Origin of the sequence: Aquabacter sp. L1I39 (assembly GCF_017742835.1) — a bacterium.
Taxonomy (GTDB): Bacteria; Pseudomonadota; Alphaproteobacteria; order Rhizobiales; family Xanthobacteraceae; genus L1I39.
Genome location: NZ_CP072392.1, coordinates 4,898,180 through 4,924,031, shown reverse-complemented (window position 1 = coordinate 4,924,031; position 25,852 = coordinate 4,898,180). Strand labels below are relative to the sequence as shown.

Annotated in this window: 19 protein-coding genes; 11 read left to right on the top strand and 8 right to left on the bottom strand. The window is 67.2% G+C overall.

What is annotated here, in order from left to right:
- Nucleotides 1-605: 605 nt before the first annotated feature.
- Together J5J86_RS22280 and J5J86_RS22275 are read left to right on the top strand one after the other, a co-directional pair.
- Complete coding sequence (locus tag J5J86_RS22280) at nucleotides 606-6,803, top strand: DUF4214 domain-containing protein (RefSeq protein ID WP_209102246.1); 6,198 nt, start codon at nucleotides 606-608, stop codon at nucleotides 6,801-6,803.
- Between the two features lie 394 nt (nucleotides 6,804-7,197).
- Nucleotides 7,198-7,731 carry a GNAT family N-acetyltransferase gene (locus tag J5J86_RS22275; protein WP_209102244.1) on the top strand — a complete coding sequence of 178 codons (534 nt, stop codon included), beginning with the start codon at nucleotides 7,198-7,200 and terminating at the stop codon, nucleotides 7,729-7,731.
- Nucleotides 7,732-7,812: 81 nt separating this feature from the next.
- Here J5J86_RS22275 and J5J86_RS22270 read toward each other — a convergent pair whose 3' ends face one another.
- On the bottom strand, nucleotides 7,813-9,210 hold the full coding sequence (locus J5J86_RS22270) for a class II 3-deoxy-7-phosphoheptulonate synthase (RefSeq protein WP_209105501.1): 1,398 nt from the start codon (nucleotides 9,208-9,210) through the stop codon (nucleotides 7,813-7,815).
- A 228-nt stretch (nucleotides 9,211-9,438) separates the two neighbouring features.
- Entirely contained in the window at nucleotides 9,439-10,137 is a 699-nt protein-coding gene (locus J5J86_RS22265; protein ID WP_209102242.1) for an aspartate/glutamate racemase family protein, read from the bottom strand.
- Between the two features lie 290 nt (nucleotides 10,138-10,427).
- Between J5J86_RS22265 and J5J86_RS22260 the strand changes: the two genes are divergently transcribed.
- The 9 genes from J5J86_RS22260 (at nucleotide 10,428) to J5J86_RS22220 (ending at nucleotide 19,431) form a co-directional block, all read left to right on the top strand.
- Nucleotides 10,428-12,065 (top strand): ABC transporter substrate-binding protein, encoded by a 1,638-nt coding sequence (locus J5J86_RS22260; RefSeq protein WP_446698696.1) that lies wholly within the window; start codon nucleotides 10,428-10,430, stop codon nucleotides 12,063-12,065.
- Between the two features lie 102 nt (nucleotides 12,066-12,167).
- Nucleotides 12,168-13,121 carry an ABC transporter permease gene (locus J5J86_RS22255; protein ID WP_209102238.1) on the top strand — a complete coding sequence of 318 codons (954 nt, stop codon included), beginning with the start codon at nucleotides 12,168-12,170 and terminating at the stop codon, nucleotides 13,119-13,121.
- A gap of 4 nt (nucleotides 13,122-13,125) precedes the next feature.
- Entirely contained in the window at nucleotides 13,126-14,010 is an 885-nt protein-coding gene (locus J5J86_RS22250) for an ABC transporter permease (RefSeq protein ID WP_209102236.1), read from the top strand.
- Nucleotides 14,007-15,050 carry an ABC transporter ATP-binding protein gene (locus tag J5J86_RS22245; RefSeq protein WP_209102234.1) on the top strand — a complete coding sequence of 348 codons (1,044 nt, stop codon included), beginning with the start codon at nucleotides 14,007-14,009 and terminating at the stop codon, nucleotides 15,048-15,050. The genes J5J86_RS22250 and J5J86_RS22245 overlap by 4 nt, the downstream gene beginning before the upstream one ends.
- The gene (locus tag J5J86_RS22240; RefSeq protein ID WP_209102232.1) at nucleotides 15,047-15,256 is read left to right on the top strand and encodes a hypothetical protein; all 210 of its coding nucleotides are present in this window, start codon (nucleotides 15,047-15,049) and stop codon (nucleotides 15,254-15,256) included. The genes J5J86_RS22245 and J5J86_RS22240 overlap by 4 nt, the downstream gene beginning before the upstream one ends.
- Before the next feature lie 53 nt (nucleotides 15,257-15,309).
- A complete protein-coding gene (locus J5J86_RS22235) occupies nucleotides 15,310-16,704 on the top strand; it encodes an amidase (protein WP_209105500.1) in 1,395 nt (464 codons plus the stop codon).
- A complete protein-coding gene (locus J5J86_RS22230) occupies nucleotides 16,701-17,702 on the top strand; it encodes an ABC transporter ATP-binding protein (protein WP_209102230.1) in 1,002 nt (333 codons plus the stop codon). The genes J5J86_RS22235 and J5J86_RS22230 overlap by 4 nt, the downstream gene beginning before the upstream one ends.
- Nucleotides 17,699-18,955 carry a Zn-dependent hydrolase gene (locus J5J86_RS22225; RefSeq protein ID WP_209102228.1) on the top strand — a complete coding sequence of 419 codons (1,257 nt, stop codon included), beginning with the start codon at nucleotides 17,699-17,701 and terminating at the stop codon, nucleotides 18,953-18,955. The genes J5J86_RS22230 and J5J86_RS22225 overlap by 4 nt, the downstream gene beginning before the upstream one ends.
- Nucleotides 18,952-19,431, top strand: a complete 480-nt coding sequence (locus tag J5J86_RS22220; RefSeq protein ID WP_209102226.1) for an ureidoglycolate lyase — start codon at nucleotides 18,952-18,954, stop codon at nucleotides 19,429-19,431. Before J5J86_RS22225 ends, J5J86_RS22220 begins: the two co-directional genes overlap by 4 nt.
- Before the next feature lie 184 nt (nucleotides 19,432-19,615).
- Here the strand turns inward: J5J86_RS22220 and J5J86_RS22215 are convergent, their stop codons facing one another.
- The 6 genes from J5J86_RS22215 to J5J86_RS22190 form a co-directional block, all read right to left on the bottom strand.
- Nucleotides 19,616-20,389 (bottom strand): ferredoxin--NADP reductase, encoded by a 774-nt coding sequence (locus J5J86_RS22215; RefSeq protein WP_209102224.1) that lies wholly within the window; start codon nucleotides 20,387-20,389, stop codon nucleotides 19,616-19,618.
- 25 nt (nucleotides 20,390-20,414) lie between these two features.
- Nucleotides 20,415-20,753 (bottom strand): ferredoxin FdxA, encoded by a 339-nt coding sequence (gene fdxA, locus J5J86_RS22210; protein ID WP_209102222.1) that lies wholly within the window; start codon nucleotides 20,751-20,753, stop codon nucleotides 20,415-20,417.
- A 233-nt stretch (nucleotides 20,754-20,986) separates the two neighbouring features.
- Complete coding sequence (locus tag J5J86_RS22205; RefSeq protein ID WP_209102220.1) at nucleotides 20,987-21,850, bottom strand: ABC transporter ATP-binding protein; 864 nt, start codon at nucleotides 21,848-21,850, stop codon at nucleotides 20,987-20,989.
- Nucleotides 21,851-21,920: 70 nt separating this feature from the next.
- Nucleotides 21,921-22,907 (bottom strand): ABC transporter permease, encoded by a 987-nt coding sequence (locus tag J5J86_RS22200; RefSeq protein WP_209102218.1) that lies wholly within the window; start codon nucleotides 22,905-22,907, stop codon nucleotides 21,921-21,923.
- A 4-nt stretch (nucleotides 22,908-22,911) separates the two neighbouring features.
- Nucleotides 22,912-24,360, bottom strand: a complete 1,449-nt coding sequence (locus tag J5J86_RS22195; protein ID WP_209102216.1) for an ABC transporter substrate-binding protein — start codon at nucleotides 24,358-24,360, stop codon at nucleotides 22,912-22,914.
- Nucleotides 24,361-24,560: 200 nt separating this feature from the next.
- Complete coding sequence (locus J5J86_RS22190) at nucleotides 24,561-25,337, bottom strand: Crp/Fnr family transcriptional regulator (RefSeq protein WP_209102214.1); 777 nt, start codon at nucleotides 25,335-25,337, stop codon at nucleotides 24,561-24,563.
- Nucleotides 25,338-25,852: the final 515 nt, after the last annotated feature.

The window sequence follows — 25,852 nt, the reverse complement described above, 5'->3', positions numbered from 1 at the left end:
AGGGGCCCATTTTTTGTGGCGCTGCGGCAGGAGGCTTTACCTGCCGGCAAGGACGAAGACACGATTTGCGCATTCCGTTCGGTGGGGGCCACGGCAATGATGACATTCGCGATCGATATCAGAACGCTGAGGCATAGCCCTTGGCCGGCATCCATCGATGCCACGGGACAATGGGGATCGACGGCAAGATCCGCGACCGGGCCATTGGGCGTCCTCCTCCCCCCCTAACTTCCGCACGCCTTCCGCACGTTGGCGGGGCGCCCGAAAAGTAGGCTCTCAAGCCGTGCCTTCCCACTCCGTTGTCCCGGGCGCGTCTCACACCGCGCGCGTGAAACCACTGGGCGGCGGCCGGAGACCTGCGCGCGATCCCTTCATGTGGTGCGACGCCCATCTGGGCTGAAACGGGAAGGCGAGGACCGCGCCGCGGCTCTCCTGGCATTGCCCTCCTCCCTTCGGAGCAACGGATGCCGCCGGCAGCCGCTCGCGCCAGCAGCCGCCCCGCCATCGCCCACCGGACGCTTAAGGCCGGCTGCGCCTGAAATCTCATCCGCCCTGCTCTGCGCACCGCGCCGCAGAACGCCTCACACAGACCAGAGGATCTTCACATGTCCGTCACGGATACGAGCGCCAAGACCGATGGTGGCATCGCCCGTTCATCCACCTCCTCTCCCTCTTCAACCTCTTCAACCTCTTCAACCTCTTCCCCCTCTTCCCCCTCTGCGCCCATGACCGCTCTCTCGGATCAGCCCGTTGACAGGACCTCCGAGATCCAGGGCTCTGCCTCCTCCGACGGCGTGGCGTCCACCGCGTCCGTCACCGGGCTCGGCACAAGCGCCGCGAGCGGCCTGCATGGCGCCGGGGACAAGATCGAGATCACCGTCACCTTCGACACCGACGTGACGGTGGACACCAGCGCGGGCACTCCGAAGCTCAAGCTGGAGACCGGCACCACGGACAGGTTCGCGACCTATGTCTCCGGCTCCGGCGGCAAGGGGCTCACCTTCAGCTATACCGTTGCGGACGGTGACAAGAGCGCGGCGCTGGACGTGACGGGCACCGATGCCCTTTTGCTGGACGGCGGCATGATCAAGACCGCCGAGGGCGTCAGCGCATCCCTGATCCTGCCGGCCCCGGGCGCGGCCAATTCGCTGACCCCCGCCAGGATCATCATCGACCTGCCACCGGCGATCGACGTGTCGGGCGCGGGTGTGGCCGCCCAGGAAGGCATTGTCACCCCCCTGGACGAGGGCCTCACCCTCTCCGACGCCGACGACGGCACGCTGGCTTTCGCGGAGGTGAAGATCGCAGCGGGCTATGTGGGCGGCGAGGACAGGCTGGCATTTGTCGGCACCTCCGGGACGGGCGACATCACCGGCGTGTTCAGCCCCAATAGCGGCAGACTGACCCTGACCTCGGCCTCCGGCACCGCGACGTTGGAACAGTGGCGGGCGGCGCTGGCGGCGGTCACATATGAGAACATCTCCGACACCCCCACCACAGCGGAGCGGACCATCACCTTCGCCGCGACCGACCCCTTCGGCGGCACCTCGGAGGCGCAGAAGACCCTCACCGTCACCCCGGTGAATGACGCGCCGATCCTGACGGAAGGATCGAACCAGGCGTTCGGAGAGGAGGGCAAGCCTGTCAGCCTGGATATTGGCGCGCTCGCCACCGTGACGGGCGACCCGGACGGCGACCCCGTCAGCTACAAGATCCTCGGCATCCACACGGGCCCCCTGACTGTCAATGGCGAGGCCGCCCAAGAGGGCGACATCATCGACGCCTCCGCCAAGGTGGAATGGACGCCGCCCGCCAACAGCTTCGGAAACGTCCCCGCGCTGAGCGTCGCGGCCTTTGACGGCACCTCCGTGAGCACGGGCAGCCGGACCTTCATGATCACCGTGGCCGACACGAATCCGAGCCTCGACGGCCCCGTGTCCGTCACTTTGGCGGAGAACAGCCCGGCCGGTTCGGCGGTCACCAAGCTCGCTGTCTCCGGCGACACGGACGGTCTCACCTTCGGCTTCGGCAGCGCCGTTGCCGTCGTCGCCACCGAGTCGCCGCAAGACACGGTCGCCACGCTTTCCCTCAAAAGCGAGGGTAGCGTTGGAAGTGTTGGAAGTGTTGGAAGTGTTGGAAGTGTTGGAAGTGTTGGCAGCGATACCGGCACGGTGATCAGCGCGGACGGCGCCTTCGCCCTCGACACCAGAACCGGCGAGATCACCGTCCATGACGCCTCGAAACTAAATTTCGAGACCACCCCCAAATTCACCCTCACCGTCACGGTCGACGACGAGGACGCGGACAACACGCCCGACAGCACGCTCACCATGACAGTGAACCTGACCGACGTGAACGAGGCGCCGGTCATCAAGGCCACCGGGGCCGTGCTCAACATTGCCGACCTCGGGCGGATGCCCGTATCGGATGGCGTCGTCCTCACCGGGGCGAAGGCCGATGCCTCGCTCGGTATCTCCGTGTCCAAGGCCGGCGACGTGAATGGGGACGGCATCGACGACATCATCGTTGGCGCGATCGACACCTCCGGCGCGCCGACGGGCGGCACCGCCTATGTGATCTATGGCAAGCAAGGCGGGCTCGACAGCCTGTCCCTCGCGAGCCTCACCGCCGCGCAGGGCTTCAAGATCACCGGCGCCGCCGAGGGGGACCAGGCGGGATATTCCGTCTCGACCGCCGGCGACGTGAACGGGGACGGCATTCACGACCTGATCGTGGGCGCCCGCTATGCTGACGGACGGGCAGGGGCCGCCTATGTGGTCTACGGCAAGACTGGGGGCCAAAGCGACATCGATCTCGCCGGCCTCGCCGCCGCCGACGGCTTCAAGATCAGCTCCAGCTTTGCGAATGGCCGCCTGGGCACGTCGGTCTCGGCAGCCGGCGACATCAACCATGATGGCATCGAAGACCTGATCGTCGGCGCCAGTCTCGCCGGCGTCTCGGCCACCTACTCCGGTGGCGCCTTCGTGCTCTATGGCAAGAAGGACGGGCTCGGCGACCTCAACGTTTCCCAGCTTTCGACCGACGCTGGCTTCGCCATTGGCGGCCGGCCCTATGACAATCTCGGCATCTCCGTCTCCGGACTCGGCGACGTCAACGGGGACGGGATCGACGACTTCATCGTCGGCTCCTCGGGCTCCGACCTCAACGGCAGCAATTCCGGAGCCGCGTTCGTGGTCTATGGCAAGGCCGGAGGGCTCTCTGGCTTCTCGACCACGGCGCTGACGAGTTCCATGGGCTTCCGCATCATCGGCGCGACGCCGCAGAACACCGCCGGCCTTTCCGTGTCGGACGCGGGCGACGTGAATGGCGACGGCGTCGCCGACATGATCGTGAGCAGCACCAAGGCCGAAGGCGGCAATGGCGCCGCCTATGTGGTCTATGGCAAGACGGGTGACCGCTCGGACATCCCGCTCAGTACCCTCACCTCCGAAACCGGCTTCAAGATTGTCGGCGCCGTCAAGGGAGATGAGCTCGGCTACGCCGTCTCCAGCGCCGGGGACGTGAATGGCGACGGCATCGACGACCTCCTGGTTTCCTCGGTCATCGCCGACGTCAACGGGACGGATTCCGGCGCCGCCTATGTGATCTTCGGCACCCAGGCGCAGCTCGGCACCATCAATCTCGCGACCCTGACGGCGGAACAGGGGGTGATGCTGGCGGGCGCGTCGGCCACCGACATGGCCGGCTTCTCCGTTTCGGCGGCGGGCGATGTCAACGGAGACGGCCTCGACGACATTCTCGTGGGCGCGGCCAATGCCAATGACGACTATTCCGGCGCCGCCTATGTGATCTACGGCAAGGCGAACTTCGCCCTGTCCTTGCCGCCCGAAGGCAAGGCGATCCACCTGACCTATAATGACCTGCTGAAGATCGCCACCGTGTCCGATCCGGACGGCGACACCGTCTCCTTCAAGGTGATGGCGCTCGGCTCCGGCACGCTCACGGTGGATGGGGTCGCCGCCGTCGCCGGACAGACGGCGATCAGCCCGACCTCGGCGGTCATCTGGACCCCGCCGGCCAATACCGTGGGCATTCTTGAGGCCTTCTCGATGTCCGCCTTTGACGGCGAGCTCGCGTCCGACGATCCCGAGCCGGTGCCGCTGCGGATCACCGTCGCCGACCTGGACCCGGTTCTCACCGGCCCCACCGCCGTCAGCCTGGCGGAGAACAGCCCGGCCGGGACGGTGGTCGCCCAACTCTCCGTCTCCGGCGACACGGACGGCCTCACCTTCGGCTTCGGGAGCGCGGCTGTCGTCGACACGAAGTCGACGGACGAGGTCGCCCCATCTTCTCTCGACAGCTTTAGCAGTTCCGGCAGTGCGGGAAGCGCCGGCAGCGAAGCCAGCACGGTCATCAGCGCCGACGGCGCCTTCGCGCTCGACGTGAAGACCGGCATCATCACCGTCCATGACGCCTCGAAGCTGAATTTCGAGACCACCCCCAAACTCACCCTCACCGTCACGGTGGACGACGAGGACGCGGACACCATCGCCGACAGCACGCTCACCGTGACCGTCAACCTCACCGACGCGAACGACGCGCCGGTGCTCGCCGGCCTGCCGCAGACGGCGGTATCCGCCATCGCCGGCAAGGCGGGCGCCCTGCCCGCCTTCACTTTCACCGATCCGGACAGCGCGAGCTTCACCCTCACCTTGACGGCGGTGAACGGCACGCTGAGCGGGCTGGTGGACGCCGACGCCGCCACGGACGGGATCCAGCTTTCGGGCACGGCGGAGCAGATCCAGGCCCAGTTGAAGGCCGCGACCTTCACCCCCCGGGTGGACGGCACGGCCGAGGTGGAGATCAGCGTTTCCGACGGCGTGGGCGGTCTGACGTCGGACAAAGTGGTCTTCAAGGTGTCCACGCCCTCCGGCACCACGGTGGATGTGGAGGGCGCCGTCGTCACCACCGTCAAGGAGACCCAGCCGGACGGCAGCGTGAAGCAGACCGTGAGCGTGTCGCCCCAGGACGTCACCGTCCCGACGGACATCCCACTCGTGGGCGAAGGGGACGCGGCATTGCTTTCGGCCCGCCTTCCGGCGGGCGTCGGCCTCACCGCTGACGGCGCGCCGGCGCCGCTCGGCAGCGCGGCGAGCCTGGAGGAGCTGATCGCGCAGATCCGCCTGCACACCCCGGACGGCTCGACCGACCAAATCCAGCTCTCCGAAGGCGGCAAGGGCTTCCTGGCCGACCTGCCCGCCGACACGGCGCTGGTGGTGCAGACGCTGGTGCTCACGGTCGCGGAAGGGGCGGCCGTGGACGCCCCCATTGTGGTCCGCGGGCCGGACGGCACCGCGCCCACCGCCCTCGTCGTGGATGCCAGCGCCCTGCCTTCGGGCACGCAGATCCAGTTCGAGAACGTGGCCTTCGCCGCGGTGGTGGGGACGGTGACGCTCGGCGGCGGCGCCGGGTCCCAGATGGTGTTTGCCGACGACGCGGCTCAGACCATCGTGCTGGGCGCCGACGACGATGACCTCCATGCGGGCGGCGGCAACGACACGGTAGGGTCCACCACCGGCGATGACCGCATCTTCGGCGAGGACGGCGACGACATCGTCTTCGGCGGACCCGGCCGCGACCTGCTGCATGGCGGCCGCGGCACCGACAGCGCCCGCTTCGACGGCAACGAGGCCGATTACGAGATCATCCACGACCGCGCCGTCACCGTTGTGCGGGCGCGCGCCGACGGCACAGACGTGGACGTGCTGGTGAATGTGGAGCACATCGCCTTCGCCGACGGCACGGTGGATGTCACCGTGCCCGAGAGCGTCGGCTGGATCGCCGCGCTCTATAGCAAGGTGCTGGGCCGGCAAGCCGACCTCGGCGGCATCCAGCACTATGCCGGGCTGGTGGAGCGGGGCGTGTCACCCGGCGACATCGCCCTTTCCTTCCTCACGTCCCCCGAGGCCATCGCCAACGGCACCGGGGCGGCGGCAGGGGAGGTCACCGTGGAGCAGCTCTACCGCACCCTGTTCAGCCGCGAGCCGGATGCGGAGGGCCTCGCCTATCACAAGACCCAGCTCGCCCAAGGCGTCTCCATGGCGGAGGTGGCCGCCCACTTCGTCCACGCCCCGGAAATGCTTGAGCACGTGCCCAGCGCCGACGCCCTCGACTTCAGCGTGGGCGAAGTGACGGCCGGCACCGTCACCGGCACCACCGGTGCCGACACGCTCCAGGGCGGGGTGCTCGACGATCTGCTGATCAGCAAGGGCGGCGCGGATGTGATGGACGGGCGCACCGGCGATGACACGGCGGTGTTCTCGGGCAACCGGGCGGACTATTCCATCGAACAGGACGGCGTGCACTGGACCGTGAAGCCGACCACCGCGCCGAACCTGCCGAGCGATGGTGTCCTTCTCGGCGCCATTCTGAAGAATGTGGAGCATGTGCAGTTCGACGACATGACCATCGACCTGGTGCAGAATTCCGACCTGGAATGGATCGGCGCCCTCTACACCCAGATTCTGGGTCGCCAGGGTGAAGAAAGCGGCCTAACCGCGCACCTGGCGGACTATCAGGCGGGTGCCAGCATGGGCGAGATCGCCATCGCCTTCATGCTTTCGCCGGAAGCGGTGGCCGCCGGCCATGGCGCGCAGGATGCCGCCCATCTGACCGCCGGCACGGTCTATGAGGCCCTCCTCGGCCGTGCGCCGACACAGGCCGATCACGCCGCCTATGGCGATCTGGAGATGGACCTCATCGGCCTTGCCAATGCCCTCATGGGAAGCGTGGCCATGCACGGCCATTACCAGACGCAGACGCAGCAGGATTTCCTGATCTGACGCCGGGATCGCTTCAGCGCTTCATGGCGAGGCTGAAGCGATCTCCCACTTTGTTTTGGCGCCTTTCCCAGAGGCAGGCCGCGCCGGGGCCGTCCGCCCTGCCCTTCCAAGCGAACGCCGGCCGGCCCTCGGGTCGGCCGTGCCATTTTTTGGTGCCCAAATTCCCGTCCCGCGCGCCGGCCACGCCAAGGGCGCATCTCTAGACCTGCTCTTGCGGGCATGCTATCGGCGCGCTCACCGGCATTTCGGGCCGGGCAAGGATCCCTGATGAACCCGGTCAGCCTGCGACGACGAACGGATGTGGCGCGCCTTGCGGCGCACGCCCGCCTGTTCCTGCCCGCCTGACCGGCCTCTCGCGCCGGGGCGGGATGCTCGTTCTCGCCCGGTTGCTCCCATGACTGAACTTCCGCTCACGATCACGCACGAATCCCCCTCGGCCTCCGACGCCATCGAGAAGCTGCACCGGCGCACCTTCGGCCCCGGCCGGTTCGCCCGCACCGCCTTCCGGCTGCGGGAACAGGCGCCCCACGATCTTAAATTGTCCTTCACCGCCTATGTGGGGACCATGATGGTGGGCTCGGTGCGGCTGACCCCCATCGCCATCGGCAACACGCCCGCTCTCCTGCTGGGGCCGCTCACGGTGGAACCGCCGTTTCGCACCGTGGGCATTGGCGGACGGCTCATGACCGTCTCCATGGATGCGGCCCGCGCCGCCGGTCACAAGCTGGTGCTGCTGGTGGGCGACGAGCCCTATTACCGGCGGTTCGGCTTCAAGCCGGTTCCCCATGGCAGCGTGCAGATGCCCGGCCCCGTGGACCCGGCACGCCTGCTGGTGGCCGAGCTTGAGCCCGGCGCCTTCCAAGGCGTCAGCGGCCCGGCGCGGGGCGTGGCGCCCGCCGGCGCGGACCAGACCAGCGCCGCGCGCTGAGCCCCCTTCCACAAACGAAAACGCCCCAGCCAAGGCCGGGGCGTTTCCTGTTTCAGGCTATGACGGCCAATGGCCGGCGGATCACTCCGCCGCCGCCACTTCCGGCCGCCCGCGCGAGAGGCGCTCGCGCTTCAGCAGTTCCGCCACCAGGAAAGCCAGCTCAATGGCCTGCTCCGCATTGAGGCGGGGATCGCAATAAGTGTGGTAGCGGTCCCGCAGGTCCTCATCGGAAATGGCCCGCGCGCCGCCGGTGCATTCGGTGACGTTCTTGCCGGTCATTTCCAGATGCACGCCGCCCGCATAGGTGCCCTCGGCCGCATGCACGTCGAAGAAGGTCTTGATCTCCGACTGGATCCGCTCGAACGGGCGGGTCTTGTAGCCGGAGCCAGCCTTGATGGTGTTGCCGTGCATGGGATCGCACGACCACACCACGGTGCGGCCTTCCTTCTCCACCGCGCGCACCAGAGCCGGCAGGTGGTCGCCCACCTTTTCGGCGCCGAAGCGGCAGATGAGGGTGATGCGGCCGGCCTCATTGTCGGGCTGGAGCACGTCCAGGAGACGGATGAGGCCATCCGGCGTCAGCGAGGGGCCGCACTTGATGCCGATCGGATTGCGGATGCCGCGGAAATATTCCACGTGCGCATGGTCCGGCTGGCGGGTGCGATCGCCGATCCACAAGAGGTGGCCGGAGGTGGCGTACCAGTCGCCCGAGGTGGAATCCACCCGGGTGAGCGCCTGCTCATAGCCCAGCAGCAGCGCCTCGTGGCTGGTGAAGAAGTCCGTGGTCCGCATCTCCGGGTGGGACTGGGGGTCGATCCCGCAGGCGCGCATGAAGTCGAGCGCTTCGGTGATGCGGTTGGCCAGTTCCTGGTAGCGATGGGACTGCGGGCTGTCCTTCACGAAGCCCAGCATCCACTGATGGGCGTTGGAGAGGTTGGCATAGCCGCCCGAGGCAAACGCGCGCAGCAGATTGAGGGTCGCCGCCGACTGGCGGTAGGCCTCCAGCTGGCGGCGCGGATCGGGCACGCGGGCGTCCGGCGTGAAGGCGATGTCGTTGACGATGTCGCCGCGATAGCTCGGCAGCTCCACGCCATTGACGGTCTCCGTGTCCGCCGAGCGGGGCTTGGCGAACTGGCCGGCGATGCGGCCCACCTTCACCACCGGCGAGCCGCCGGAGAAGGTGAGGACCACCGCCATTTGCAGGAAGACGCGGAAGAAATCGCGGATGTTGTCGGCGGAGTGCTCGTCGAAGCTCTCGGCGCAGTCGCCGCCCTGGAGCAGGAACGCCTCACCCTTCGCCACCTTGGCCAGGTGCGCCTTCAGGCGGCGCGCCTCGCCGGCGAACACCAGCGGCGGGTAGGAGGCGATCTTGCCTTCCACCTCGCTCAGGAGCGCGGGGTCTGGATACGAGGGCACCTGGACGACCGGATAAAATCGCCACGAATCCGGACGCCAGCCTTCGGCGCGGCGAGAGACCATCTCGGCGCCGGTGGTGCGATCGGAAACGGGACGGGTCGTCATAACGCTCTCCATATTGTCTCCTCCGGCCGGAAGCGGTCCGACACTGCTCGGGCCTTAAGCTTCTTGTCTTTGCGGCCGGGGTAGCGGCTTATACACGAGGTCGGCGGCAAGGGTAACCCGTGGTTTTCCCGTGGTCTCCGACGCCTCGTCATATGGGGGCGTGCCCTCGCGAAGCCAAGTTGCGCGTCATCCTGAGCCGGCGCCACGCCCCGCTTGCAACCGCGCAAGCGCCAAAGCCTGCTCCAGGGACGCGGCGAGAGAATCCAGCACCGGCACCGGAAACTGCCCCGCCAGCGCGCGGGCATATCCGGACAGCGAGGCCCCGCCGACGATCACCACCTCCGGCGCCTGCGTGGCCAGCACCTCCTCCACCGCCGCCTTGACCAGAGCGACGCCCTCCCCTTCCCCACGTGCAAGGCTCAGCGCATCGCCCGCAATCAGGCCGAAGCCGGCAAAGCGGGCCTCAAGACCGGTGCGCCGCATGAGGTCGCGCAGCATGCCCGGCCAGGCCGCGCCCACCGTGATGAGGGAGAAGCGCTCGCCCAGTTGCAGGGCGGTGAGGATGGAAGCCTCCGCCATACCAGCCACGGGAAAGGTATTGTCCGCCCGCAGGGCCTCGATGCCCGGCTCGCCGAAACAGGCATAGAGGCAGGCATCGAAGGGCGGCCGCCCCGCCGCCGCCTCGGCTGCCACGGCGGCGCGCACCGCCTCCAAGGCCGCATGGCCGGCCACCGCCACGGCCGCGCGGGTGGAGACATAAGGCGCGCCGAAAGCGGCGGTGGCGCCCACGCAGTGAACATTCCCTGGGCACAGGGCTTCCACGGCCCTCACCATGCGGGCCGTCACGTCCTGCGAGGTATTCGCATTCAAAATCAGAAGCTTCACGTTTTCACTCCGGCCCGCGCGGCGCTCCGCCCCACGGCCCTAGTGGAGCGGATCACAGACCGAAACGCCACTGTGATGCATGCCTAAAGCGGCAGCAGACTTATTTTTGTGCAAATGAAATTTTCATAGACAAACCGTCGACGATTCATTCCCGACTTTCCCCAAAGGAAAGCCCGCAAAGCCCCGCGCCACCGCGCTGGCATGGCGGTTGCTTAAGCATTCCGGTCAGATCCAAAGGGGACCCCCAAATGCTGCTTCCTGAGAAAAGCCCGCGTGCCGGTCGTGGCCGCATGGCCCTCGCCGCCTTGCTGCTCGCCACCTGCGGCGCATTCGCGGCCCCGGACCTTGCCGCCGCCCAGACCACGCTGCGCATCGGCATGACGGCGGCGGACATTCCGCGCACGCTCGGCCAGCCGGACCAGGGCTTCGAGGGCAACCGCTTCACCGGCCTGACCATGTATGACGCGCTGGTGAACTGGGACCTGTCGTCCGCCACCAAGCCGTCCGTGCTCATCCCCGGCCTTGCCACCGAATGGGTCGTGAACGACGCCGACAAGACCAAGTGGACCTTCAAGCTGCGCCCCGGCGTGACCTTCCATGACGGCTCGCCCTTCACTGCGGACGCGGTGGTGTGGAACGTGGACAAGGTGCTGAACAAGGAAGCACCCCAGTTCGACGCCAGCCAGGTGGGCGTCACCGCCTCCCGCATGCCGACCCTGCGCTCGGCCAAGAAGATCGACGACCTGACGGTGGAGCTGACCACCTCCGAGCCGGACGCCTTCCTGCCCTACAATCTCACCAACCTGTTCATGGCGAGCCCCGCCCAGTGGCAGAAGCTCTATGACGCCGCCGAGGGGGCCGACGCCAAGGCGAAATCCGCCGCCGCCTGGACCGCCTTTGCCAAGAACGCCTCGGGCACCGGCCCGTGGAAGATGACCAATTTCGTTCCCCGCGAGCGGCTGGAGCTGGCCAAGAACGAGGCCTATTGGGACAAGGCGCGCATTCCCAAGATCGACAAGATGGTGCTCCTGCCCATGCCGGAGGCCAATGCCCGCACCGCCGCCCTCCTCGCCGGCCAGGTGGACTGGATCGAGGCCCCCGCCCCCGACGCCCTGCCGCAAATCAAGGCCCGCGGCTTCAAGATCGAGAGCAACGAGCAGCCCCATGTGTGGCCGTGGCAGTTCTCCCGCGTGGAAGGCTCGCCCTGGAACGACATCCGGGTGCGCAAGGCGGCCAACCTGTGCATCGACCGCGAGGGCATGAAGGACGGCTTGCTGGGCGGCCTGATGGCCCCCGCCACCGGCACGTTCGAGCCCGGCCATCCCTGGCGCGGCAACCCCACCTTCCAGATCAAGTATGACGTGAAGGCGGGCCAGAAGCTGATGCAGGAGGCCGGCTTCGGCCCCAGCAAGAAGCTGCCCGTGAAGATCCAGACCTCGGCCTCCGGCTCCGGCCAGATGCTGCCTCTGCCCATGAACGAATATCTCCAGCAGGCCCTCGCCGAATGCTATTTCGACGTGCAGCTGGACGTGATCGAGTGGAACACGCTCTTCACCAACTGGCGCAAGGGCGCCAAGGACCCGTCCGCCAACGGCTCCAATGCCATCAACGTGACCTATGCGGCCATGGACCCCTTCTTCGCCATGGTGCGCTTCCTGCAGTCCTCCATGGCTCCGCCGGTCTCCAACAACTGGGGCTATATCAACAACCCCAAGTTCGACGAGCTGGTGAAGAAGGCCCGCTCCACCTTCGACCCGGCCGCCCGTGACGCGGCGCTGGCGGAACTCCACGCCGCCTCGGTGGACGATGCCGCCTTCCTCTATGTGGCCCATGACGTGGGCCCGCGCGCGCTCAGCCCGAAGCTGAAGGGCTTCGTGCAGCCCAAGAGCTGGTTCGTGGACTTCTCGCCGGTCTATTTCGAGAAGTGACCTGATGGAGGGCGGCCCGTCCGGCCGCCCTCGCCGCCCTCGCCGCTCAGTCGCGGGACCCTCCCCGGCCCCGCGCCTCTTTTCTCCAGGCAGGATCGCGTCGTGCTGGTCTATATCCTGAGGCGGATCATCTATGTGATCCCCATCGTCATCTCCGTCGCGCTGGTGTGCTTCCTGCTGGTGCATCTCACCCCCGGCGACCCGCTGGTGGCGGTGCTGCCCCCCGACGCCTCGGCGGAGCTCGCCGCGCAATTGCGCGCCGCCTACGGCTTCGACCAGCCGCTGCCCGTCCAGTTCGGCATCTGGCTCTGGAAAGCCCTGCACGGCAATCTCGGCACCTCCATCGCCACCGGCCGCCCGGTCTTCTCCGAGGTGATGCGCGCCGTCTCCAACACCTTCATCCTGGCCTGCACGGCGTCCGTCATCGGCTTCGTGCTGGGCGTCTTCTTCGGCCTCATCGCCGGCTATTTCCGCAACACCTGGATCGACAAGGCCGCCACCTCCATTGCGGTGGCCGGCGTCTCCGTGCCCCATTACTGGCTGGGCATGGTGCTGGTCATCATCTTCTCGGTCTGGCTCAACTGGCTGCCGGCGGTGGGTGCCGGTCCCGGCGGATCGGCCGGCTGGGAATGGGACTGGGCGCATATCCGCCATCTCATCCTGCCGGCGGTCACCATGTCGGTGATCCCCATGGGCATCGTCACGCGCACGGTGCGCGCGCTCACCGGTGACATCCTCTCCCAGGACTTCGTGGAGGCGCTGCGCTCCAAGGGTCTGAAGGAGACCATGGTGTTCCGCCATGTGGTGAAGAATGCCGCCCCTACAGCCATCGCGGTGATGGGGCTCCAGCTTGGCTATCTGCTGGGCGGCTCGATCCTGATCGAGACGGTCTTCTCCTGGCCGGGCACGGGCTTCCTTTTGAACTCCGCCATCTTCCAGCGCGACCTGCCCTTGCTCCAGGGCACCATCCTGGTGCTGGCGTTGTTCTTCGTCTTCCTCAACCTCGTGGTCGATATCGCCCAGGCGTCCATCGATCCGCGCATCAAGCGGAGCTGAGGCCATGAGCGCCGTTTCCGACGCCGCCGAGGCCGCCCCGGTCCAGAATGCGCGGGGCTATTGGGCCACGGTTCTGCGCCGCCTGTCGCGGGACAAGGTCAGCATGGTTTGCGCCGCCATCCTCTTGGCCATCCTGCTGGCAGCGATCTTCGCGCCTTATCTCGGCCTCGCCGATCCCTATCAGGGCTCCATGATCCGGCGCCTGAAGCCCATCGGCACGCCCAATTACCCGCTCGGCACGGACGAGCTCGGCCGCGACATGCTCTCCCGCCTCATCTATGGCGGGCGCCTGTCGCTGCTCATCGGCATCCTGCCGGTGCTGCTGGCCTTCTGCATCGGCACGGGCCTCGGCCTCATCGCCGGCTATGCGGGCGGCAAGGTGAACACCGTCATCATGCGCACCATCGACGTGTTCTACGCCTTCCCCTCGGTGCTGCTGGCCATCGCCATTTCCGGCGTGCTGGGGGCGGGCATCGTCAATTCCATCGTCTCGCTCACCGTGGTCTTCATCCCGCAGATCACCCGCGTGGCGGAAAGCGTGACCACCTCCGTGCGCAGCCTCGACTTCGTGGACGCCGCCCGCGCCTCCGGGGCCAATGCGCTCACCATCATGCGCGTGCACATGCTGGGCAACGTGCTCGGGCCCATCTTCGTCTATGCCACGGGGCTGATCTCGGTCTCCATGATCCTGGCCTCGGGCCTGTCCTTCCTCGGCCTCGGCACCAAGCCGCCGGAGCCGGAATGGGGCCTCATGCTCAACACGCTGCGCACCGCCATCTATGTCAATCCGGGCGTTGCGGCCCTGCCGGGCGTGATGATCTTCGCCGTCTCCATCTGCTTCAACATGCTCAGCGACGGGCTGCGCAGCGCCATGGACATCCGCAATTGAGCACCATCGAGCCCATTCCCGATCTCGGCGGCGCCGCCCAGCCGCTCCTGACCGTCACCGACCTTGCCAAGCTCTTCCCCATCGGCGGCGGGCTGTTTGAGCCCAAGAAGACGGTGCGGGCGGTGGACGGGGTGTCCTTCTCCATCGCCAAGGGCGAGACCGTTGGCATCGTGGGTGAGAGCGGGTGCGGCAAGTCCACCACCGCCCGCCTCATCATGCACCTGATGCCGCGCACCGGCGGCGACATCCTGTTCGACGGCCAGTTGGTGGGCGAGCAGATCTCCATGCGCGACTTCCGGCGCGGGCTGCAAATGGTGTTCCAGGACAGCTATGCCTCGCTCAATCCGCGCCTGACCATCGAGGATTCCATCGCGTTTGGCCCCAAGGTGCACGGCGTCGCCGACAAGGAGGCCCGGGCGCTCGCCCGCGAGCTGATGGGCAAGGTGGGCCTGCGGCCGGAAGTCTTCGCCAACCGCTATCCCCACGAGGTCTCCGGCGGCCAGCGCCAGCGGGTGAACATCGCCCGCGCCCTTGCCCTGAAGCCGCGCCTCGTGATCCTGGACGAGGCGGTCTCGGCGCTGGACAAGTCGGTGGAGGCGCAGGTCCTGAACCTGCTCACCGATCTGAAGCGCGAGTTCGGCCTCACCTATCTCTTCATCAGCCATGATTTGAACGTGGTCCGCTACATTTCGGACCGGGTGCTGGTCATGTATCTCGGCCAAGTGGTGGAGCTTGGGCCGGTGGACGAGGTGTGGGACGGCCCCGCCCATCCCTATACGCAGGCACTGCTCGCCGCCATGCCGGCCATGGACCCGGATGCGCGCACCATGGTGCCGCCCATCACGGGCGATCCGCCCAATCCCATTGACCCGCCCTCGGGCTGCCGGTTCCATACACGCTGCGCCTCGGCCGAAAGCGTGTGCAGCGCGGTCTGCCCGGCGCTGTCGCCGGTGGCGGGGGGCGAGCACATGGCCGCCTGCCACATGGTCATCCCCGGCTCCGGCCACAGCCGCGCGCCCGCCTTGGGAGAGGTCGCATGACAGACGGACTTTTGGCTGAGGACGCCGCCGCCACCGCCCGCACCGCCGGCCTTGAGATCACCGAGGCCACCGCCGCGCGCATCGCAACCGCCCTCACCCCCGCCTTCAAGGGCTTCTCGGTGATCGCCGGCACGCTGCCCTTGGACCTCGAACCCGCAACCTTCCAGCTGGTGCAAAACACCGCCCGCGCGGAGGATGGAAAGTGAACCCCTCCCTCACCCGCTCGCTCGCCCCAGCCCTCGACACCGACCCGGCGCTGATGACGCTCTCCGCCGTGGCCGAGGCCATCGCCGCCAAGGAGGTGTCCTCCCGCGAGGTGACGCAGGCGTGCCTCGCCCGCATCGAGCGCCTCCAGCCGGTGCTGAATGCCTTCATCTCCATCGAGCCGGAAACGGCACTCGCCGCCGCCGATGCGGCGGACGCCGCCCTGGCCAAGGGCGCGGAGCCGGGGCCCCTCCACGGCGTGCCGCTGGCCCATAAGGACATGTATTACGATGCCGGCCACGTGGTGACGTGCGGCTCCGCCATAAGGCGGGATTTTGTCGCCTCCACCACCTCCACCGCCTTGCAGCGGCTGAAGGATGCGGGCTCGGTGCGGCTCGGCTCGCTGCACATGGTGGAATTCGCCTATGGCCCCACCGGCCATAACGTGCATTTCGGCCCGGCCCGGAACCCCTGGAACACCGACCATGTGACGGGGGGCTCCTCCTCCGGCTCGGGGGCGGCGGTGGCGGCGCGCCTCACTTATGCGGCGCTCGGTTCGGACACCGGCGGCTCCATCCGCATGCCCGCCCATTTCTGCGGGGTGTCCGGCATCAAGACCACCACCGGCCTCGTCAGTCGCGCAGGCGCCATGCCGCTCTCCCAATCCCTCGACACGGTCGGCCCCATGGCCCGCACCGTGGAGGATTGCGCCCGGCTGCTCGCCTTGATGGCGGGGGCCGATCCGCTGGACCCCACCACCTCCACCGCGCCCGTGCCCGATTATCTCGCCGAGATTGACGGTTCGCTGCGCGGCCTCACCATCGGCGTGCCCGCCTCCTTCTATGTGGACGACCTCGACGCCGATGTGGCGCGGGTGCTGGAAGACACCATCGCCACCTTGAAGCGGGCCGGCGCGTGCATCGTCGAGATCACCTTGCCCGACCAGATGCGGCTATCGTCCGCCTCGCAACTGGTGCTGAATGCGGAGGCCGCCGCCTTCCATGCCCAATGGGTGCGGGAGCGGCCGCAGGATTATGGGGCGCAGGCGCGCGCCCGGCTGGAGAACGGCTTCGCCGTGCCCGCCGTCACCTATCTGGAGGCGCTGCGCTGGCGCGGGCCGGCGCTGGCGGCCCATTTGGAGGCGGTGGCGGGTGTCGATGCCTGGATCGCCCCGGCCACCCCCACCCCCGCCCCCACCATCGCCGAGACGGATGTGGGCGGATCGGTGGGCGCGGAGGCCATGATCCAGCGCATCACCCGCTTCACCCGGCCGGTCAATTATCTCGGCCTGCCGGCGGTGAGCCTGCCCTGCGGCTTTTCTGCCAGCGGCTTGCCCATCGGCATGCAGGTGGTGGGCAAGCCCTTCGCCGAGGCGCTGCTCGTTCGCCTGGGCTGCGCCTTCCAGCGCGAGACCGACTTCCACGACGAGATGCCGGAGTTGCCCGCATGAATGCCATTCCGGACAGCGCCGCTCCCCTGGTGGATGTGCGCGACCTGACCATCCGCTTTTCCGGCGAGCGCACCGTGCATGCGGTCAATGGCGTCTCGCTCTCCCTCAAGGAGGGCGAGGTGCTGGGCCTCCTGGGCGAATCCGGCTCCGGCAAGAGCGTGACCATGCGCGCCCTCATGCGCCTGTTGCCGAAGAAGAAGACCACCATCACCGGGCAGGTGAAGGTGGCGGGCGAGGATGTGCTCGCCATGGACGAGGCGCGCCTCTCCGCCTTCCGGGGCCGCACGGTGTCCATGATCTTCCAGGAGCCGGCGCTGGCCCTCGACCCGGTCTATACGATCGGCCACCAGATCGCGGAATCGGTGATGCGCCACGAGGGCGCGAGCCGCGCGGCCGGCCTTGCCCGCGCTTTGGAAATGCTGGAGCTGGTGCGCATTCCCTCCGCCAAGCGCCGGCTCGACGCCTATCCGCACGAAATGTCCGGCGGCATGCGCCAGCGCGCCATGATCGCGCTCGCGCTCGCCTGCCGCCCCAAGATCCTGCTGGCGGACGAGCCCACCACCGCGCTCGATGCCACCGTGCAGATCCAGATCCTCCTCCTCCTGCGCGAATTGCAGCGGGAGCTGGGCATGTCGGTGATCTTCGTCACCCATGACATCGGGGTGGCCATCGAGATCTGCGACAAGGTGGCGGTCATGTATGCCGGCCAGATCGTGGAGACCGGCAGCCTCTCCCAGATCGTGCGGACGCCTGAGCATCCCTATCCGCGCGGCCTCCTCGCCTCCACCGTGCATGGGGCCAAGCGCGGTGCGCGGCTCGAAACCATTCCCGGTACCCCGCCCTCGCTGGACGTCAAACCCGCCGCCTGCTCGTTCGCGCCCCGCTGCGCCTTCGTGCAGCCCCGCTGCCGGGAGGCCCTGCCGCCCAAGGTGGAATTGGGGCCCGGCCGCATGGTGCGCTGCGTGCTGGCGGAAGAAAAGGCTATGATCCCCGCATGAGTGCTTCCCTGCCGAACCTCGCCATCAATGCCGACCGGCTGTGGCGGGACATTATCGAGACCGCCCGCTTCGGCGGCACGCCCAAGGGCGGCGTGCGGCGCCTCACCCTCTCGGAGGAAGACCGGCAGGTGCGCGACTGGTACCGCGCCGCGCTGGAAGAGGCCGGCTGCACGGTGACCGTGGACGGCCTCGGCAACATGTTCGCCGTGCGCCCCGGCCGCGATGCCAGCAAGGCGCCGCTGGGGATCGGCTCGCATCTGGACACCCAGCCCACCGGCGGCAAGTTCGATGGTGTGCTGGGCGCGCTGGCGGCGCTGGAAGTGGTGCGCACGCTGAATGATGCCGGCATCGTCACCGATACTCCGATCTGCGTGTGCAACTGGACCAATGAGGAAGGCTCCCGCTTTGCCCCGGCCATGCTGGGCTCGGGCGGCTATGCGGGCGACATGACGGTGGAAGAGCTGCTGGCCCGCACCGATGCGCAGGGGGTGAGCGTGGGCGAGGCGCTGGACGCCATCGGCTATCGCGGCGATGAGCCCGTGGGCGCGCAGAAGCTCTCCGGCTTCCTGGAAGTGCATATCGAGCAGGGGCCCATTCTGGAGGCGGAAGGCAAGACCATCGGCGTGGTGGAGCATGGCCAAGGCATCATCTGGTATGAGGGCCGCATTGTCGGCTTCGCCAGCCATGCCGGCTCCACCCCCATGCGTCTGCGGAAAGACGCGCTCGCCGCTTTGTCCGAGATCGTGCTGGCCGTGGAAGCGCTGGCCCTTGAGCTGGGGCCGAACGCGGTGGGCACCATCGGCGACGTGGTGGTGGATACGCCCTCGCGGAACGTGATCGCCGGCGACCTCACCTTCCCCGTCGAGTTCCGCACCCCCGACGCCGACATCCTGCAAAAGCTGCACCAGGGCCTGATGGCGAAGGTGGAGGAGATCGCGGCGCGGCGGAAGGTGGAAATCAAGCTCGACACCATCTGGCGCAAGGAGCCCACCCATTTCGCGCCGGCCATGATCGCGGCCGTGCGCGGCGCGGCGGAGGGGCTCGGCCTCTCCCATATGCCAGTGGTCTCGGGGGCGGGGCATGATGCCTTCCACCTCGCCACCATTGTCCCCACGGCCATGATCTTCGTGCCCTGCAAGGACGGGGTGAGCCATAACGAGCTGGAAGACGCGACGCCTTCGGACTGCGCGGCCGGCGCCAACGTGCTCCTGCATGCGGTGCTGGCGGTGGCGGGCACGGCGCCGGCCTCGTGAGCGCGCCGCTTCACGCCACCCCGCTGACGGCGGAGGCCTTCGCGCCCTTCGGCGACGTGCTGGAGGTGCCCACCGAGCCGGGGCGGCGCGTTTATTTCGACCGGGCGCTGGCCAATCTGCGCCCGGACGCCCCGCCGAGCCTCTCGCTGATCCTGGCCGCGCCCGTGATGGGCCGGCCGGTGCCGCTGGTGGAGATCGAGCGGCACGTCTTCTCCTCCCAGAGCTTCGTGCCCCTGGCGCCCTGCCGCTGGCTGGTACTCGTGGCGCCCCACGGCGCCGATGGCGGGCCGGACCTTGCCGCCGCCCGCGCCTTCCTGCCCGGCCCGGGCCAGGGCATCACGCTGAAGGCCGACACCTGGCACGCGCCCCTGACGGTGCTCGACACCCCCGCCCCCTTCGCCATTTTTATGTGGCGGGACTGGACGGCGGCGGACGAGGAGATACGCCCTATGGCGCCGCTGCTGGTGGCGGTTTAGGGGCCGTTTTCGCTTCGAATTGAGACGAAGGCGCCGAAGGCATCGGAGCGCCTCCCAGGTCAAAATGCACCGTCATGGCCGGGCTTGTCCCGGCCATCCACGGTTCTCCGTTAAGCCTGCACTTGCGGCAGCGCGTGGATGGCCGGGACAAGCTCGGCCATGGCGGCTCCGGGGCGATCCGGCCTCAGCGCTCGGCGAAGGCCTTCTCCACCACGAAATGATTGGGCGTATGCCCTGCCCCCTCCTCGAAGGACCGGGCCTCCAGCAGTGCGCGGGTGTCGGCGAGCATGTGCGGGCTGCCGCACAGCATGGCCCGGTCGTGCGCCACATCGAGATCGGGCAGGCCGAGATCGGCGAAGAGGGTGCCGTTCTCCATCAGGTCCGTGAGGCGGCCGCGATTGCGGAACGGCTCGCGGGTGACGGTGGGATAATAAAGCAGCTTCTCGGCCGCCAGCTCGCCCAGGAATTCGTGGGTGCGCACGCCCTCCACCACCGCCTCGCCATAGGCCAGTTCCGCCACCTCGCGGCAGCCATGGACGAGGATCACGGTCTCGAAGCGCTCATAGGTCTCCGGGTCCTTGATGATGGACACGAAGGGCGCGAGGCCCGTGCCGGTGGAGAGCAGATAGAGCCGCTTGCCGGGCTTGAGATTGTCCAGGAGCAGCGTGCCCGTGGGGCGGCGGCCCACCAGGATGGGATCGCCCACCTTCACCCCCTGGAGGCGCGAGGTGAGCGGGCCGTCCGGCACCTTGATGGAGAAGAATTCCAGATGCTCCTCATGGGTGGCGCTGGCCAGCGAATAGGCCCGCAGCAAGGGCTTTTCGCCCACCTCCAGGCCGATCATGGTGAACTGCCCCGGCTTGAAGCGGAAGGCGGTGTCGCGGGTTGTGGTGAAGCTGAAGAGACGGTCGGTCCAGTGGCGGACCTCAAGAACGGTCTCCTGGGCGATGTTGCTCATGGGTGGGGGTCCGTTTGAAAGGGGATCAGTCGCCGGCGCCGGGCGCCTCGGAGAAGACGGTCTCGAACTTGTCGGCGCGGCCCATCCAGGCCTGCGCGTCCTCCGGCGGTTCCTTCTTCTCCGAGATGTTCGGCCAGAGGGCCGCATAGCGAGCATTCACCGCGAGCCACTTTTCCGCCGCCGGATCGGTGTCGGCGAGGATGGCCTCGGCGGGGCATTCCGGCTCGCACACCCCGCAATCGATACACTCGTCGGGATTGATGACGAGCATGTTCTCGCCTTCATAGAAGCAATCCACGGGGCAGACCGCCACGCAATCCATGAATTTGCAGCGAATGCAATTGTCGGTGACGACATAGGCCATGAGCGCATCCAAGGTTTGTTTCATCTGGATGCTAAAGGCTTGGGGTGTTTTTGGCAGGCAGCGGATGAAATCCGCGACAACTAATTTCAAAAAGACTTGGCTCTGACCGGACTATGGCTGTCGCCCGCCGGTGCCTCATAACATCGCGTGCCGACCGCGCGCAGGACCGCCACACGAAAATGCCGCCGCGCCCGAAGGCGGCGGCGGCATCCCTTGGGGCGTTCCGAACGCCCTCACAGCATGTCGGGCAGCGTGCCGCCATGGAGGTCGATGGCGAAGCCCTTGAGCGCGTCCTCGTTCAATTCCCCGCCCATGGCCTTCAGGCTTTCCTCGCGGATGAGGGCGGCGAGCTCGGACCTGAGCGCCAGGAAGTCGGGCGAGACCATCACGGCGGCATCGCGCGGGCGCGGCAGGGGCACGGTGACCTCCGCCTTGATGGCGCCGGGGCGGGCGGTCATCACATAGATGCGGTCGGAGAGGAAAATGGCCTCGTCGATGTCGTGGGTCACGAACAGGACCGAGATTTCCAGCCGCTGCCAGAGATTGGTGAGGATCTGCTGCATGATCTGCCGCGTCTGGGCATCCAGCGCGCCGAACGGCTCGTCCAGCAGCAGCACGCGCGGGCCGGTGGCGAGCGCGCGCACGATGCCCACCCGCTGCTTCATGCCCCCCGAGAGGCGATCGGGATACTGGTCCTCGAAGGCGGTGAGGCCGGCGAGCCCCAGAAGCGTGCGTGCGGCCCGCTGGCGCTCGGAATGGCCCATGCCGCGCATCTTTAGGCCGAATTCCACGTTTTCCCGCACGGTCTTCCAGGGAAACAGCGAATATTGCTGGAACACCATGCCCCGGTCGGCGCCCGGCCCCTTCACCGCCTCGCCATCCACGGTGACGGAGCCGCGCGTGGGCTTCAGGAAGCCGGCCACCGCGTTCAGCAAGGTGGACTTGCCGCAGCCCGACGGGCCGATGATGGAGACGAACTCTCCCGGCCGCACCACCAAGTCCGCCTCCTCCACCGCGATGACGGAGCCTTCCAGCGTGTCATAGCTGAGGCAGAAGTTGGCGACCTCGATCAGGCCCTTCTGTGCGGTGGCGCTCATGACGGCATCCTCTGGAAGCTGGGTCTGAAAAGGCCGCCGCGTGCGCCGGCCGCTCGAAGGGAAAGGACGCTCACCGGCGCGCGGCCCAGGGCGTCACCAGCCGGCCCAATGCCCGCAAGGCCAGCGAGGAACCGAGGCCGAGGACGCCGATGCAGATCATGCCCAGCGCGATGTCGGAATATTGCACCAGGGAATAGGCCTCCCAGGTGAAATAGCCGATGCCGAACTGGCCCGAGATCATCTCGGCCGCGATCAGCGACACCCAGGCCACCCCCATGCCCACGGTGAGGCCGGTGAAGATCTGCGGCAAGGCGGAGGGGAAATAGACTTCCCGGAAGGTCGCCGCCTCCCGCGCGCCGAGGCAGCGGGCGGCGCGCACCAGCACTTCGTCGACGGTGGCCATGCCGTGCAGGGTGTTGATGAGAATGGGGAAGAAGGAGCCGAGGAAAGTGATGAAAACGATGCTTTCCTCATTGGTTGGCCACAGCATGATGGCCATGGGCACCCAGGCGATGGCGGGGATGGGCCGCAGCACCTCGGTGACGGGAAAGACGAACTCTTTCAGGATCTTGTAGCGCCCCATCAGGAGCCCGAGCGGTACCGCCGTCACGGTGGCGATGGCAAAGCCGATGAGGATGCGGCGGCACGAGACGAAGATGTGGTCCAGGAAGCGGGTGCTGCGGAAAGCGGTCTCCGCGCTCTCCCACACCTGCTCGGGCGAGGGCACGTTCACGAACCGCACATAGACGATCATGCGGTTGACGGTCAGCACATGCCAGAGCGCCACAAACAGCGCGATGGACAGGAGGCCAAGCAGCGTGGCGCGGATGCCCTCGCGGTTGAGGCGCAGCCAGCGGCCGGCGCGGGCGGGAAAGCCCATATCCACCACCGGCGCGGGACGCACGGGGCGCGGCGGGCGCAATTGGATGGCGCCGGCGGCGGGCTCGGCGCGCTGGAAGCGGGAGGGCGCCACCACGGTGGCGTGGGAGGCCGGACCCAACCCGGCGCCGTCCTTCGACGGCGCCGGCGCCACGGCCGTGGGGGCAGTATGCAGCATGGTCTCACCCACGTCCGGAGGTGGCGCTCTTGAGCGCTTCGTCGAAGCCCAGCACCTTGCCGCCGGACTTGGCGGCGGCCGCCTCCGCGTCCTTCTTCAGGAGGAAGGGCTCGATGACGGTCTTTCCGTCCTTGGTGGCGGAGGCGTAGAAGGCCTGGTCGGCGAACAGCTTGATGCCTCGCTCCGTATCGAACAGATAGGCCACCGCGATCTTCTTGCCCTGGCCCTTCAGTTCAGCCAGCGCCCCCAGCGTGCAGGCAGGGCTGGAATAGGGCTTGATGCCCTCGCCTTCGATCCAGATCTCGCCGGACTTGCGGGGATCGGAAATCGCCACCTTGCAGAATTCGTCGGTGCCGGAGACCTCGTAATTGTCGAGGCTCTTCAGCTGCTTCTCATAATCGAGGCCGAGCTCGGCATAGGCCTTGCGCACATAGGTGTCGTTCACCCAGGCCTTGACGTCGAATTCCTTCATGCGGCCGAGCTTCTGGAGCACGGCGGCGTCCTGCGCGGCGTCCGCCACCAGTTGCGGCTTGATGGTGGGATCCATGGTCATGATGCCGCCCGGGCCGAGGAAGATATAGACCACTTCCTTGTCGATGCCGGTCCATTTGGCGATCTTCTCGGCCGCCTCCTTCGGGTTCTTGCGAACCCAGTCATTGGCCTCGATGACCGCCTTGATATAGGCGACCACCACTTCGGGATACTTTTCCGCGAAATCGGTGCGCACCACCACGCCGTGCCAGGTGGGGGCGTTGGTTTCCACGCCGTCGAAGATCTTGCGGGCAAAGCCGCGGAAGGGCAGCAGCTCGGCGAAGGGCACGAAATCGGCGTGGCCGTCGATCTTCTTTTCCTGGAGGTTGGTGGAGCCCACTTCCGGGCTCTGGCTCACCAGTTGGAAGTAATCGGCCGGCCAATTCTTGTCCTGCATGGCCTTGAGGAGCATGCCGTGGGCGGCGGAGCCGAACGGCACGCTGACCACCTTGCCCTTCAGGTCAGACAATTCGTAATAGGGCGAATCCTTGTGCACCACCAGGCCGTTGCCGGAGCCGTAGATGTTGTAGGCGGCAACCGCGATGAGCTGGCTCTTGGACTGGGGATTGGACTGGAAGGTATAGCCGTTCACCACCAGCGGATAATCGCCCATGCCGCCGAACTGCAGCTTGTCGGCCATCATGCCGTTGGTGACGGGCGGGCCGGAAGTGAAGTTCTGCCAATCCATCTTGAAGCTGATGTTCGCGTACTTGCCGTCCTTGGGCAGGTACTTCTCCAGCAGCTTCAGTTCGCGGATGACGACGCCGGTGGTCACCGTGTTGGTGGTGGTGTCCTGGGTGCCGATGCCGATGGTGACGGCGGTCTGCGCGGCGGCCGGGAAAGCGGCACCAGCCGCCAAAGCGAGGCCAGCGGCCAGCGCCAGGGGCACGCGGGAGAGGGGTGAGCGGGCACGTGCGATCATGTCATGTCACCTCTTCAGGAAGGGCGCCGGCGTTGCGGCATGCGCGGGTGGTCCGCGGGCTCGGCTGTTCCAGCCTTGCCTTCATCATCCGTCCCCTCCTTCGAGTGGTTCAAAGGAAGACGGCGCCCCATGGTGGATTAGTTGCCTAAAAGCGGGGCCTGCCACTGAATGCGGCAGACCGTGCGCGCGGAGCCGTCAGGTCAGCTTCCGCCGCGCAGGGCTTGCAGCGTCTCGATTTCGTGCACGACGATCTTGGATTTCTCGGCGCTGAGCACGCCCTGGGCCTGCAGGCGCTTCAGGGAAATGGTCACCCATTGGCGGGTGGCGCCCACCATATGAGCAAGGTCGGCATGGGTCAGCGCGGTGCCGATCACCACCTTGCCGCCCTCCTCCACCCCATAGGCATCGCACAGATGCAGCAGCAGGTGGGCGAGGCGTTCCGTCACCGAGCGGGTGCCGAGCATCTGGGCCAGCGCCGAGTAACACTTGCCCTTGAAGGTCAGGCCCTCGATGAGGCCAAAGGACAGAGCGGGGATGCGGGTGATGAGGCCGCGCAACGCTTTGCCGCTCAAGTGCAGCACCACGGAATTGGCGGCCGCGACGCCCGACCACACATGGGTGCCCTGGCCGAACAGTTCCGGCCCGCCGACGAAATTGCCTGCATGCCAATAAGCCAGCGTGATCTCGCGGCCGGAGGGGGCGATGTAGAAGACGCGGATGCGCCCGCTCTCGATCAAGAAGATGCCATCATGGGGCGTGCCCTGCGAGAACAGCATCTTGCCGCGATAGACCACGCGGCGCTGCCCTTCTTTCAGCACTTCCTCCCGCTCCTTCAGGCTGAGGCGCTGGAGCAGCAGAGGCGGCCCGTTGGTGAGGGCGGCATTTTCCGTCAGCAGCAGGGCCTGGGCCGGTGTGCTGCCGTTCAGAAGGACGGAACCCGTGGATCGGGACCCTCCCGAAGCTTGCGATGCCAACATTTCGGCTCTCCAGATTCCTTTCTGGAACAATCGCAAAAACCATACCAACCATTTTTATATAATGTCTATCTATTTAGTGGAATAAATGAGGAAAAGTGAGCTGCCAGGGACGGCCTTCGCCGACTGGCCCATGCAAGGCAAGGAAACTGCGGCTCAGCCCCATTCGCCCCTTTGGCCCTTGCCCAGATCCACGTCCGCCTGCCGGGATGGCGTTGGGGAAGCGCTTAAGGGGCGGACGCGGGAGCTTGCTCCCCGACCAAACGGCCTGCGGGTCTATCGCTCTCGTGCAGCAGCGACAGAGACCGGTCTGTCGAAGTCGGCTTTTTAAGAAAAATATCCTAGACCATATTCCTAATTCCTCGCCCCTCTGCTATGGTCTCTTCACCTGGCACCAAGGAGGGGCGCGTCCGGAGCGGCCTGACGGGTGGTGTCGGGGGCGGGTGTCCGACGGGACGGGGAGTAACGCACCTCGCGCCCGTTAGCAGAGGAGGCTGAAGGTCCAGGCGCACCGATCC